Consider the following 13147-nt stretch of genomic DNA (forward strand, 5'->3'; position numbering starts at 1 on the left):
TGTACTCCGAAGGAATAATTGTTTTTTTATAACCTGTAAAGTATCTATCGTTTCCTATTTTGATATTCTCGTTTCATAGACAGAGGAATACGAATCAAAAATATAACAAACAAGGTCCCTTACGGAACCTCGTTCATCTATTTGACATGATTTTCTGCTTCTTTTTGAGCCTTTTCGATTGCTTTTTTGCTTTCTTGCTCCCATTTGGTCTTAGCTTCTTCATACTGCTTGGTAGTCACAGTATCTTTTTGCAGTTTCATATACTTGTAGTTATTGCCATCACCCTTAATGCCGACCAGTGAATAGCCTCTTGTAAATGGCGTTACTTTGGTTACAGAAGCTGTTCCACCGCTCGACATAGCTGACATAATCAGAGAATTGTCAATCATCCAAGCCTGTGCTTCAGCATATTTTTCATAGCGTTTGGCTACATCTTTATTTTCACTATCTGCATCTTTGAGCATATTGGTGTAGGTATCAAGCCCCAAGCTAGCAATCTTAGCTTTATCTTCCTGAGCATCTAGACCAAAAATCTTGAGATAGAATCCATCCTCAGCGTTGAAAGGATTGAGATAAGTTGATGGATCTTGGTAGTCACCTACCCAGCCATCAAAGTTCAAATCATAGTCTCGATCAGCTGGTGTCGGTGCTAAGAAGGCTACGTTATTAAAATCATCTGTTGAAAGTTGCTGAACATCAATGACAATGTTATCAGCACCTAAAACCGACTCAAGGGTCTGCTTAACTGAGTTCATGCCTGTCACAGCATTTTTACTTGTCTGATCAACTGCAACATCCAAGTGAATTGGGAAAGTCACACCTTGACTGGCCATTTCTTTTTTAGCTTCCGCAAATTTTGCTTGGGCTTTTTCTTTGTTGAAATAGGCATCCTGAGCATCTGCCAGGTTCATACCTGACCATTCTGTGCCATAGTTAACCAATTTAGAAGCGACTACTTCTCCAAAGGTCTTGTCTCCAACTTGGACAAATGTTGGAGGCACTAGGGTGTTACGAAGAGTCTTGCTAGCTGCTTCTTCCCCATTTGACTGAGCAGAATAGACTGTGCGGTCCAAGGCAAAGTTCACCGCTTGGCGGAAGTTTTTGTTCAAGACAGCTGTCTCAGTTGACTTCTTCTGCTCATCTGTCGTTTTAGCAGTGTGATTGTAAGCCTTACGGTTGACGTTGAAATTAAAATACCAAGAAGTCTTGTCTTGCAAGCTATAGACGATATTATCCTTATATTTCTCCTTGGTCTTGGCAAAGTTAGAACTATTTGGATAAACCCCAGCGATAGAATAAGCTCCACTTTCAAAGTTACGGATGGTCAATTCTTGGTCTGAACCATCAAAATAGGCCAATTTCACGTGTTCAATCGATACTTTGTCATGATCATAGTAATGCGGATTCTTCACATACTCGATAGATGATTTTGATGTGAAATCTTTTAACAAATAAGGTCCGCTGTAGAGAATGCTATCTGGAGATAGGGTACCAAAATCTTTCCCTTTCGAGTTTAGAAACTCTTCATTTACCGGGAAAAGAATACTGTTGGTTGTTTTTGAGTTCCAGTAAGGTTCTGGGCGTGCCAAAGTATATTCAACGGTCTGGTCGTCGATTGCCTTCACCCCAACCTTAGAGAAATCAGAATCCGCTCCTGTAATATAATCATTCAAGCCCTTGATTGAGTTTTGAATCAAGTCAATAGCCTGTGATTTATTATCCACTGCATACTTGATACCTGTCACAAAATCTTGTGCCTTGACTGGGGCGTACTCTTCACCGTCAGCCGTGAACCATTTGGCATCTTTTCTCAGTTTATAGGTATAAGTCAGACCGTCGCTTGAAACAGACCAGTCTTCTGCCAAAGATGGAACTAGGTTTCCATGGTTATCATTTTCAAGCAAGCCATCAACTAGGTTGGTAATGATGGCTGTATTATCAGCGTAGTAGTCTAGTAAATAGTTAAATGTAGTTGGGTTTCCACTAAAGGTTGATGAGTAAGTTTTTGTATCTGAACCTGATTGTCCGCAAGCAGCTAAAAGCAAAGCAGCCGCAAAAGTCAGGCCTGCACTAAGGATACGCTTTTTTGTAGTCATCTTCTTTCTCCTTTATGTTAGTTTTTATAACATAGATTTATTTTACCAAAATAGTGGAAATTTGTAAAGTTAATTGAATTTTGAGAATGAAAGTTTATAAATCTTTGCCATAAAAAAACAAAGGATTTCTGCCTTTCATACAGTCCTCCCTTGTTTTTATACGATTTCATTTTTAGATTTTTCTGTAAAAAATGTTTATAGTAATTCCACACAGAAAGCATCCCATGGAGCCAAGATTTGTTTTTCAAAAACTTCTTGAACTGCGGTGTTTTCAATCAAAACAGATTTGATGTTTCCTTCTACGATCAAGTCTTGCTCTTCATTGGACAAGTTAGCCACAACTAGGAAACGACGGTTCCCATCTTTACGGATATAAGCGAAGACCTTGTCAGTTGTTTCCAAGAGTTCAAAGTCAGCTCGAATCAGCCAGCTGTTTTCCTTACGAATTTGGACCAACTTCTGATAAGTATAGAAAATAGAATCCGGATTTGCCAGCACTTCTTGAACGTTGATAGCTTTATAATTCGGATTCACTGCCAACCAAGGTTGACCTGTTGAGAAACCAGCATTTTTGCTCTCGTCCCATTGCATAGGGGTACGGGCATTGTCGCGACCAATGACACGGATACTGTCCATGATTTCTTCCATCGAAACACCTTTTTCAAGAGCCTCACGCGCATAGTTGAGGGATTCAATATCTTCTACTTGGTCCAGTGTTTCAAACGGATAGTTGGTCATCCCAATCTCCTCACCTTGGTAGATATAAGGAGTTCCTCTCATGAGATGAAGTAAGATGGCAAAGGCTTTGGCAGATTTTTCGCGGTATTCTTGGTCATTTCCCCAGATTGAGACGATACGAGGGAGGTCATGATTGTTCCAGAAGAGCGAATTCCAACCGTCCTCAACTCCTAACTCTGTCTGCCATTTGTTGAAGATTTCTTTTAACTTAGGGATATTCAGCTCTTTTTGATAATGCCATTTAGGTTGCCCTTCCTGATACTGAAGACAGATATGCTCAAACTGGAAGACCATAGACAATTCTTGCCCCTTTGGATCAGAGTAGAACTTGGCAATTTCTGGTGTTGCCCCCCAGGTTTCCCCTACTGTCAAGAGATTCTTATCTCCAAAGGTCGCCTGATTCATCTCCTTGAGATAGGGGTGGAGCATGGGACCGTTATTAACTACTTTCTCATCAGGAATTTTCCCAATCATGTCAATGACATCCATACGGAAACCGCCAATGCCTTTATCAATCCAGAAGTTCATCATCTCATAGATTTTCTGGCGAAGTTTTTCATTTTCCCAGTTAAGATCAGGCTGTTTCTTACTGAAAAAGTGGAGATAGTATTGACCTGACTTTTCATCGTATTCCCAAGCAGATCCGCTAAAAATAGAATCTAAATCGTTAGGCTCATCCCGCCAGATATAGTAGTCACGTTCAGGGCTGTCGGGATTTTCACAGGCCTCGACAAACCAAGCATGTTCATCCGAGGTATGATTGACCACCAAGTCCATGATAATACGAATATCACGCTTCTTAGCTTCTGCGATCAGTTGGTCCATATCCTCCATGGTTCCGAAAATAGCAGCAATCGCTTGATAATCAGCAATATCATAGCCATTATCATCCATAGGGCTGTCATAAACGGGAGAAAGCCAAATCGCTGTAATTCCTAACTTAGCTAAATAGTCTAACTTACTGGTAATACCTGGCAAATCGCCAATTCCATCTCCATTGCTATCCATAAAGCTCTTAGGATAAACTTGATAGACTACGGCATTGTGCCACCATTTTTCTTGCATCTTCTTACCTCACTATTTTCATAATTCACAGTCTATGATAGCGCTTTTTAAAATTTTATGCAAGCGTTTGCCTAATCTTTTTGATTCCTTTTTTAACTCCATAGTTTCCTAACTTCCAATTTTTTATTATAATAGAGGTCAGAGGTAAAAAAATGAAAAAACAAGCTTTTAGTTCTGAACAATATTTGAATCTACAGCGCGACCACATTTTGGAGCGCATTAACCAATTTGACGGCAAGCTCTACTTGGAGTTTGGCGGCAAAATGTTAGAAGATTTCCACGCTGCTCGCGTTCTTCCTGGTTATGAGCCTGACAACAAAATCAAGCTCTTACAAGAATTGAAAGAGCAGGTTGAGGTTGTGATTGCTATTAATGCTAGCAATATCGAACATTCCAAAGCACGTGGTGACTTGGGCATTTCTTATGACCAAGAAGTTCTTCGTTTGATTGACAAATTCAATGAATTAGGGATTTTTGTTGGCTCCGTTGTCATCACACAGTACGCTGGCCAACCCGCTGCAGATGCCTTCCGCAATCAGCTTGAGAAAAATGGAATTGATTCTTATCTTCATTATCCAATCAAAGGATATCCGACAGATATGGATCACATCATTTCTCCAGAAGGCATGGGGAAAAACGACTACATCAAAACCAGTCGCAACTTGATTGTCGTGACCGCTCCTGGACCTGGTTCTGGAAAATTGGCAACTTGTATGTCCAATATGTACCACGACCAAATCAATGGTATCAAGTCTGGCTACGCTAAATTTGAAACCTTCCCAGTTTGGAATCTTCCCCTTCATCACCCAGTCAATTTGGCCTACGAGGCTGCCACAGCTGACCTTGATGATGTCAACATGATTGACCCCTTCCATCTCCAAACCTACGGAGAAACTACTGTCAACTACAACCGTGATATCGAGATTTTCCCAGTGCTCAAGCGCATGTTAGAACGTATCCTTGGTAAATCTCCATACGCTTCACCGACAGACATGGGTGTCAACATGGTTGGTTTCGCTATTACAGATAATGAGGCTGCTGTCGAAGCTTCTAAACAAGAAATCATCCGCCGTTACTATCAAACTGTTCTTGATTTCAAAGCCGAAAAAGTTGGCGAAGCTGCTGTCAAAAAAATTGAGTTGCTCATGAACGACCTCGGCATCACACCTGCAGACCGTAAGGTTGCTGTCGTTGCGCGTCAAAAAGCAGAAGAAACTGGTGGACCAGCCCTAGCCCTTGAATTGCCAAGCGGAGAAATTGTCACTGGTAAGAACTCAGAGCTCTTTGGTCCTACAGCCGCTGCCTTGATCAACGCTATCAAGAAATCAGCTGACATTGCCAAGGAAGTAAAACTCATCGAGCCTGAAGTCGTCAAACCGATCCAAGGTCTTAAAATCGATCATCTGGGTAGTCGCAATCCACGCCTGCATTCAAATGAAATTTTGATTGCACTTGCCATCACAGCTACAGAAAATTCTGATGCTGCTCGTGCTATGGAAGAACTTGGCAACCTCAAAGGAAGCGAAGCCCACTCAACCATCATCTTGACTGATGAAGATAAGAATGTCCTTCGTAAACTGGGTATCAACGTAACCTTTGACCCTTACTACCAATACGACCGCTTGTATCGTAAATAACGATTCAAACCTCTCCACACTCGGAGAGGTTTTCTCTCTGTCTCAAGAGCCGGCTTTATGTTATAATAAAAAGAGAAAACTGAAAGGATTTACCATGTCAAAAGAAGTTATTGTCGAAAGTTTTGAACTTGACCACACTATTGTTAAAGCACCTTATGTCCGCTTGATTGGGGAAGAAACAGGGCCAAAAGGAGACATCATCTCCAATTATGATATTCGTTTAGTGCAACCCAATGAAGACTCTATCCCTACTGCTGGCCTTCACACTATCGAGCACCTCTTAGCCAAACTCATCCGTACTCGCATTGACGGCATGATTGACTGTTCACCATTTGGTTGCCGTACAGGCTTCCACATGATTATGTGGGGACGCCACACCAGTGCTGAAATTGCAGCTGTTATCAAGGATTCGCTCAAGGAAATCGCTGAAACCACTACTTGGGAAGATGTTCCTGGAACAACTATCGAATCTTGCGGAAACTACAAGGATCACAGCCTCTTTTCTGCTAAAGAATGGGCAAAACTCATCTTGGAACAAGGGATTTCAGATGATGCCTTTGAACGCCATGTCATCTAAACACAAAAAAAGGAACCAGTTTTTTCAGCTGGTTCCTTCTTTTTTATTCTCAAAATTCTGTCTTAGGCTTTTTCACGAATGACCAAAACACCATCTTCCATATCTGCTTCCAGATGTTTAGCATCTAGGTGATCCAAATGGAAATCTGTCACCTTATCACGAATTTCTTGTTCAACCACGCGACGAAGAGGACGAACACCCATGACTTCGTCATAACCTTCTTCTGTGATATACTCCTTAGCTGCTTGACTGACTACCAAATCAATGTCTTTCTTAGCCAAGGTTTGGTTAACTTCAACCAACATAAGGTCTACAATCTTAGAAAGATCTTCTTTGCTCAAGTGTGAGAACTCGATGACAGCATTGAAACGGTTAAGGAATTCTGGACGGAAGAATGGTTTCAAACGATCCATCAATTCTGGTTTATCCGCATCTTCTGTCAAGTTGGCTTCATACCCAAAGCCAGCATTTGATGTTGCAATAATGACAGTGTTCTTGAAGTTCACGGTATTTCCTTGACCATCAGTCAAACGACCGTCATCCAAGACTTGAAGGAGAAGGGTGATGACTTGAGGATCAGCCTTTTCAATTTCGTCCAAGAGGATGATAGAGTATGGATTGCGACGGACGCGTTCTGTCAAGGTATTGCTATTGTCATCATACCCCACATAACCTGCTGTTGTACCGATTAACTTAGAAACAGCTGTGCGGTCACTGTATTCAGACATATCCAAGCGGATAATCGCATCCTTAGTCCCAAACATATCGAGCGCCAATTGTTTAGCAAGTTCTGTCTTACCAACCCCAGTTGGACCTACAAAGAGGAAGCTACCGATTGGGCGATTGCCTTCATCAAAACCAGCACGGTTACGACGGATAGCACGAGCTACCGCTTCTACCGCCTTGTCTTGGCCGATTACCTTGTGTTCCAAGCGATGCGCCATATCTTTCAAACGTTCGATGTCCGTAGCCCCCATTTGAGATACTGGAATACCCGTCATACGTTCTACAGATTCAGCCACATCGTTGACACTTGCAGTCACTTTCATATCTTCTGTATGGTTTTCGATTTTCTTTTCCAATTCTGCGATGCGTGTTTTATAATTTAGAGCTGCTTCAAAATCTTCTGCCTCAACTGCTTTTTCTTGCTTGTCTTTTTCTGCCTCAATTTCACGTTCAACAGCATGAACATCTGTTACTGGATGCTGAGCTGCCAAGTGAGCCGCCGTAACATCGACAAGGTCGATAGCCTTATCTGGCAAGCTACGTTGTGGAATATATTGAACAGAATAATCCACCGCTGCTTTCAAAACTTCGTCTGGCAAGATGACATTGTGGTGTTGTTGATAGAGGTCACGAATTCCTTGAAGAATTTTAAAAGTATCCTCTGCTGAAGGAGCATTTACCTTGACTTCGTTGAAACGACGAGCAAGAGCTGCATTCTTCAAGATAGTATTACGGTATTCATCTTGAGTAGTTGCGCCAATCACTGTCAATTCTCCACGTGAAAGAGCTGGTTTCAAGATATCAGCAAGACCTTTAGACCCTTGACCATCACCTGTGCTACCAGCACCAAGAATTTGGTGAATTTCATCAAAGAAGAGGATAATATTCCCTGCTTCTTTCACTTCATTTACTAGATTTTGAACGTTTTCTTCAAAGCTACCACGGTATTGGGTCCCAGCCTCAAGGCCTGAGATATCAATGGAAATAATTTCCTTATTCTTAATAGCAGCTGGAACATCACCATTCACAATAGCTTGTGCCAAACCTTCGACAACGGCTGTCTTACCAACGCCTGCATCTCCGACCAAAACAGGATTGTTCTTGGTACGGCGCGAGAGGATTTCAGATGCTTCTTGAATTTCCTTGTTTCGTCCGATAACAGGATCCATCTTGCCCTCACGCGCTTCTGCAGTCAAGTTTCGACCTAGTTTTGCAAGGACACCATCTTGTTTCATACCTGACGTATGATGTGGCATTTGTCCATCAGTTTCTGCATTTCCTGGCAATTGACCAGTTGCACGATAGTGAGCAAACTCCTCAGGTGTGACTTCGCGTCCATTAATTAAGTAACGGCGATTTTCAGAACTATATCCACGCATACCACCCATCAATTGGTTAAATAAATCATCCATGTTGTTAAAATTATTAAAGTTGTTGTTCATATTCTTTACCTCTTTTTGTTATTTATTATTACTGATATTGACTATCTTTGACCTTTGTTTTAAAAAATTTAGACTAGCTAAATCGCTACTCTACGTACTATTTCTGGTTTTTCTTTTTCAAGCAGGAGTAGACTATCTTTACTTCTAAAGATTTCTAGATTAAACATAGACCCCACCTCTTTCTATTTTACTTTAAATAAGTGTTCTAGCAAGGTTTTCATTTACCTTACGTTCATAATATACTACATTAGTCAAAAAAGGTCAAGCAATTTGACTTTAATTGACCAATAAATTTTACAAAAAGAAGAACTAGCTTTTAACTAGTCCTTCTTTGTATTATTTTATATAATCTTAGCTCAACGCATCCAAAGCATCATCCATTGAAAGAACTTCGTGGAATACACGTTGTGTCAATTCAGTTTTTTGTTCTGGAGTGAGGTATTTAGTGTTTACACAGTATCCAGAGATACGTACGATAACGTCTTCACCTGACATGATCTTTTCGTAAACATCGTTCAAGTCCATAACGTTCAAGTTAACGTGTTGTCCACCGTTTTCGAAGTAACCATCAAGGATTGTTACCAAGTTATCAACTTGTTCGTCACGAGTCTTACCAAGAGCGCGAGGTGATACTTGTGTAGTCAATGAGATACCATCAGCTGCATAACTAAAGTCAAGGCTAGAAAGTGAGTTCAAGTTTTGCAACCATCCACCTTTAGCTTTGTTAGATGGGTTAGCACCTGGTGAGAAGAATTCAAGTTTAGACAAGTTCACAGAACCATCTTCGTTGAGGTATACACCTTTGTGGACTGGTGAGTTACCAGTTTGTTTAGAGTAAGCAACGTTAGATGTGATAGTCAAAAGTGAAACTGTAGCTTCTGCGTCTTTGTAAAGTTTATGGCTACGTAGACGAGTTGTGTAAGCTTCGATCAACCATTCTGCCAATTCGTTTGAACGTGGGTCATCTTCACCCCAACGTGGGTATTCACCGATTGTTTCGTAATCGTAGATGTAGCCATTTTCGTCACGGATTGGTTTAACTGTAGCGTATTTGATAGCTGACAATGTATCAACAGTGTTAGCAAATCCACAGATACCGAATCCCATGTTCGCACGTTGTTTAGTTGGTAAGAAGGCCATTTGAACAGCTTCGTAGTTGTACTTATCAGTCATGTAGTGGATGATGTTCAAAGCATCTACGTAAGTGTCAGTCAACCAGTCAAGAGATTTTTCAAAGTTAGCTTTAACTGATTCAAATTCAAGAACTTCGTCACGGATTGGTTCGATGTCAAATACTTTGTAATCTTTGTGAACATCGTCGTAACCACCGTTCAAACCAGTAAGAAGGGCTTTCAATACGTTTACACGCGCACCGAAGTACTGGATGTTGTGGCGTTGTTCTTCATTTTCTGGGTCAAGTGGAGACACACAGCATGAGATACAGCTCATTTCACCATATCCATCTTTAGCCATTGTTGTTACACCTTCGTATTGGATAGAAGAGTGTTTGTGGCTCATGTGCATACAGTAGCGACGGAAGTTGTATGGCAATTTATCAGTCCAAAGAACTGTCAAGTTTGGTTCTGGAGAGTTACCGATGTTGTCTAGAGTGTTCAAGAAACGGTAGTCCATCTTAGTAACACGGTGACGACCGTCGTTACCCATACCAGCCATAGAAGTTGTGATGAAAGTTGGGTCACCTGAGTACAATTGGTCGTAAGCTTTTGTACGAGCAAATTTAACTGTACGAAGTTTCATAACGAAATCATCAACGAATTCTTGGATTTCTGATTCAGTAAATGTACCACGAGCAAGGTCACGTTCTGCAAAGATGTCCAATACGATTGGCACACGACCTAGAGATGTAGCAGCACCGTTGATAACACGGCAGACAGACATGAAGGCGATGTTAACCCATTGGATAGCTTCTTTAACGTTCATCGCTGGTTTGCGAACGTCAACTCCGTAAAGGTCACCCAAGCGAACAACTTGTTGCAATGCTTGGTATTGAAGGTTGATTTCTTCACGAAGACGGATTGTTTCTTCATCGATTTCTTCGATTGCGTTCCAGTCGTTTACTTTTTCTTGCATCAAGTAGTCTGCACCGTAAAGAGCAAGACGTGCGTAAACACCGATGATACGTCCGCGTGAGTATGCATCTGGAAGACCAGTTACAGTGTGAGCGTGACGAGCGCGACGAATGTTTGAAGTGTAAGCACGGAAGATACCGTCGTTAACTGTTGTTACGTATTTTGTAAAGATTTCGTGAACAGCTGAATCTGGTTCGTATCCATTTTCTTTCAAAGTAGTTTCAGCCATACGGATACCACCTTTTGGCATGAAGTTCAATTTGAAGAGTTCATCGTTTTGGATACCGAAGATAACTTCATTTTCTTTATCGATAAATCCTGCTGGAATGTCAGCAATAGATGTTGGACGAGTGTCCATTGGGAAACGAGTTTCTTCGTAGTGAGCCTTAGTTTCTTCTACAATTTTTTTGATGTGAAGTGAACGTTCTGTTGGTCCTGCGAGGAAGCTTTCGTCTCCATCGTAAGGTGTGTAGTTAGCTTGTACGAAGCGTGATACACTTGCTTTTTCTTTCCAATCTACGCCTTTGAAGCCTTCCCAAGCTTTGTCAAAAATATCTTGTGCTTCAACAACTGTCTTAACAACCATGTTAATGTCCTCTTTTTTCTTTCTAGTAACAGTCATCTGTTACATTCATGAGACAAGTATACCATACAGTAATCGTTTTCAACAAGTGGAAAATCCCTATTTTTACACTTTCTTTTCTAAAACAGTCTATATTTCGTTCCAAACTGTATTATATTTTTGAAAAAACGAAGTCCTTTTTCCTTTTTTTCAGAAAAAAGGGTATAATGAAAGAAAATAAGCAGTAAAAAGGAGCTATGCATGTTGATTTTTCCTTTGTTAAATGATTTGTCAAGAAAAATCATCCATATTGACATGGATGCCTTTTTTGCTGCGGTGGAAATCAGAGATAATCCTAAACTCAGAGGAAAACCTGTCATTATCGGCAATGACCCTCGGCAAACAGGTGGGCGTGGTGTCGTTTCCACTTGTAGCTATGAGGCGCGAGCTTTTGGTGTCCATTCAGCCATGAGCTCTAAGGAAGCCTATGAACGCTGTCCCCAGGCAATCTTCATCTCAGGAAATTATGAGAAATACAAGGCTGTGGGACTCCAGATTCGATCTATTTTTAAGCGCTATACAGATTTGATTGAACCTATGAGTATTGACGAAGCCTATTTGGATGTGACAGAAAATAAACTCGATATCAAGTCAGCGGTCAAAATCGCTCGCCTCATTCAAGAGGATATCTGGCAAGAACTCCATCTAACTGCTTCTGCTGGCGTTTCTTACAACAAATTCTTAGCTAAAATGGCCAGTGATTATCAAAAGCCACATGGTCTGACAGTGATTCTACCTGACCAGGCTGAGGATTTTCTCAAACAAATGGATATTTCCAAGTTTCATGGAGTAGGAAAAAAGACAGTAGAACGTCTTCATCAAATGGGAGTTTTTACTGGCGCTGACCTACTTGAAGTCCCTGAGGTAACCCTAATAGACCGTTTTGGCAGACTGGGCTATGACCTGTATCGAAAGGCTCGTGGTATTCACAATTCCCCCGTCAAATCCAATCGCATCCGTAAATCAATCGGGAAGGAGAAAACCTATGGAAAGATTCTCCGTGCCGAGGAAGACATCAAAAAAGAGCTGACTCTTCTATCAGAAAGAGTCGCTCTCAATCTCAGTCAACAAGAAAAAGCTGGAAAAATTGTCATTTTGAAAATCCGCTACGAAGACTTTTCAACTCTTACCAAACGAAAAAGTCTGGCTCAAAAAACACAGGATGCTAGTCAAATAAGCCAAATAGCCCTGCAACTCTATGAAGAATTAAGCGAGAAAGAAAGAGGTGTCCGCCTGCTGGGGATTACCGTGACTGGATTTTAAAACCTTGAAGAGTTGACCCTTCAAGGTTTTTCTTATACAAATAAACGGACAAAGCTATACAGTAGCAAGACGCTACCGAGTACAATACGGTATTTACCGAAAAGGGTAAAGTCGTGTTTTTTCACATAGCTAGTCAAAAAGCGAATAGCCACCATGCTGACTGCAAAAGCTACTCCCATCGCAACCAAGAGCAAGAACAATTGCCCAAAGTCCAAGAGTTGTCCTGCTTTCACAAATTTGAAAATCTTTAAGGCACTGGCTCCAAACATAACAGGAATCCCTAAATAGAAGGTAAATTCTGTCACAACAGAACGACTAGTTCCATTCAACAAACCACCGACAATCGTTGCTCCAGAACGGCTTGTCCCTGGTAAAAGGGCAAGAACTTGGAAGAGGCCGATATAGAAGGCTGTCGTATAAGGAAGCTTATCCAACTCTGTTACACTTGGCTCGATAGCACGCACTTTATTGCGCTTTTCCAAATAGATAAAGGCAATCCCATAGATAATCAACATGAGAGCAACTGAAACCATATTATGGAAGTGAGTATCAAACCAATCATCAAACTTAAATACAGCAAGCAAAGGTAAAGTAGCTACAAGAACTTTAGACCACAGTTGCCAAGTTCGACGAACTTCCTGCTTGTCTTTACCCGGTTTAAAGGGATTGAGCTTATTAAAGTAAATCACCATAACCGCCAAAATCGCACCAAGCTGAATCACGACATTAAACATGGACATAAAGACTTCATTTTGATTTTGGTATTGGATAAATTCCTCTGCTAAAATCAAGTGACCTGTACTTGAAATCGGCAGCCATTCCGTAATTCCTTCAACAATACCGAAGAAGATAGATTTTAAAATTTCAATAAGATACATAGATTACTCCTTT

General features: G+C 41.0%; 8 protein-coding genes. 3 read left to right on the plus strand and 5 right to left on the minus strand.

Features of this window, described 5'->3' with window-relative positions; translation table 11 throughout:
• Window positions 1-137 precede the first annotated feature (137 nt).
• Together CBI42_RS07255 and CBI42_RS07265 are read right to left on the minus strand one after the other, a co-directional pair.
• The gene (locus CBI42_RS07255) at window positions 138-2096 is read right to left on the minus strand and encodes a peptide ABC transporter substrate-binding protein (RefSeq protein ID WP_094753629.1); all 1959 of its coding nucleotides are present in this window, start codon (window positions 2094-2096) and stop codon (window positions 138-140) included.
• A gap of 195 nt (window positions 2097-2291) precedes the next feature.
• On the minus strand, window positions 2292-3899 hold the full coding sequence (locus CBI42_RS07265; protein ID WP_094753630.1) for a glycoside hydrolase family 13 protein: 1608 nt from the start codon (window positions 3897-3899) through the stop codon (window positions 2292-2294).
• Window positions 3900-4051: 152 nt separating this feature from the next.
• Between CBI42_RS07265 and CBI42_RS07270 the strand changes: the two genes are divergently transcribed.
• Together CBI42_RS07270 and CBI42_RS07275 are read left to right on the plus strand one after the other, a co-directional pair.
• On the plus strand, window positions 4052-5536 hold the full coding sequence (locus CBI42_RS07270) for a DUF1846 domain-containing protein (protein ID WP_070482386.1): 1485 nt from the start codon (window positions 4052-4054) through the stop codon (window positions 5534-5536).
• 94 nt (window positions 5537-5630) lie between these two features.
• Window positions 5631-6113, plus strand: coding sequence for an S-ribosylhomocysteine lyase (locus CBI42_RS07275; RefSeq protein ID WP_000032547.1), 483 nt, complete (start codon window positions 5631-5633; stop codon window positions 6111-6113).
• Between the two features lie 62 nt (window positions 6114-6175).
• Here the strand turns inward: CBI42_RS07275 and CBI42_RS07280 are convergent, their stop codons facing one another.
• Both CBI42_RS07280 and pflB read right to left on the minus strand, forming a co-directional pair.
• Complete coding sequence (locus CBI42_RS07280) at window positions 6176-8281, minus strand: ATP-dependent Clp protease ATP-binding subunit (protein WP_094753631.1); 2106 nt, start codon at window positions 8279-8281, stop codon at window positions 6176-6178.
• A gap of 351 nt (window positions 8282-8632) precedes the next feature.
• Window positions 8633-10957 (minus strand): formate C-acetyltransferase, encoded by a 2325-nt coding sequence (gene pflB / locus CBI42_RS07285; protein ID WP_094753632.1) that lies wholly within the window; start codon window positions 10955-10957, stop codon window positions 8633-8635.
• 237 nt (window positions 10958-11194) lie between these two features.
• Between pflB and dinB the strand changes: the two genes are divergently transcribed.
• Window positions 11195-12256: a DNA polymerase IV gene (gene dinB, locus CBI42_RS07290; RefSeq protein WP_094753633.1), complete on the plus strand. Its 1062-nt coding sequence runs from the start codon at window positions 11195-11197 to the stop codon at window positions 12254-12256.
• 32 nt (window positions 12257-12288) lie between these two features.
• Here the strand turns inward: dinB and CBI42_RS07295 are convergent, their stop codons facing one another.
• A complete protein-coding gene (locus CBI42_RS07295; RefSeq protein ID WP_049510904.1) occupies window positions 12289-13134 on the minus strand; it encodes an undecaprenyl-diphosphate phosphatase in 846 nt (281 codons plus the stop codon).
• Window positions 13135-13147: the final 13 nt, after the last annotated feature.

Origin of the sequence: Streptococcus sp. KR (assembly GCF_002238115.1) — a bacterium.
In the GTDB taxonomy this organism is placed as follows: Bacteria; Bacillota; Bacilli; order Lactobacillales; family Streptococcaceae; genus Streptococcus.

What these genes read in the sequence shown, in the direction of transcription:
- CBI42_RS07255 (WP_094753629.1), bottom strand. Translation starts at nt 2,096, where the DNA reads ATGACTACAAAAAAGCGTATCCTTAGTGCAGGCCTGACTTTTGCGGCT.
- CBI42_RS07265 (WP_094753630.1), bottom strand. Translation starts at nt 3,899, where the DNA reads ATGCAAGAAAAATGGTGGCACAATGCCGTAGTCTATCAAGTTTATCCT.
- CBI42_RS07270 (WP_070482386.1), top strand. Translation starts at nt 4,052, where the DNA reads ATGAAAAAACAAGCTTTTAGTTCTGAACAATATTTGAATCTACAGCGC.
- CBI42_RS07275 (WP_000032547.1), top strand. Translation starts at nt 5,631, where the DNA reads ATGTCAAAAGAAGTTATTGTCGAAAGTTTTGAACTTGACCACACTATT.
- CBI42_RS07280 (WP_094753631.1), bottom strand. Translation starts at nt 8,281, where the DNA reads ATGAACAACAACTTTAATAATTTTAACAACATGGATGATTTATTTAAC.
- pflB (WP_094753632.1), bottom strand. Translation starts at nt 10,957, where the DNA reads ATGGTTGTTAAGACAGTTGTTGAAGCACAAGATATTTTTGACAAAGCT.
- dinB (WP_094753633.1), top strand. Translation starts at nt 11,195, where the DNA reads ATGTTGATTTTTCCTTTGTTAAATGATTTGTCAAGAAAAATCATCCAT.
- CBI42_RS07295 (WP_049510904.1), bottom strand. Translation starts at nt 13,134, where the DNA reads ATGTATCTTATTGAAATTTTAAAATCTATCTTCTTCGGTATTGTTGAA.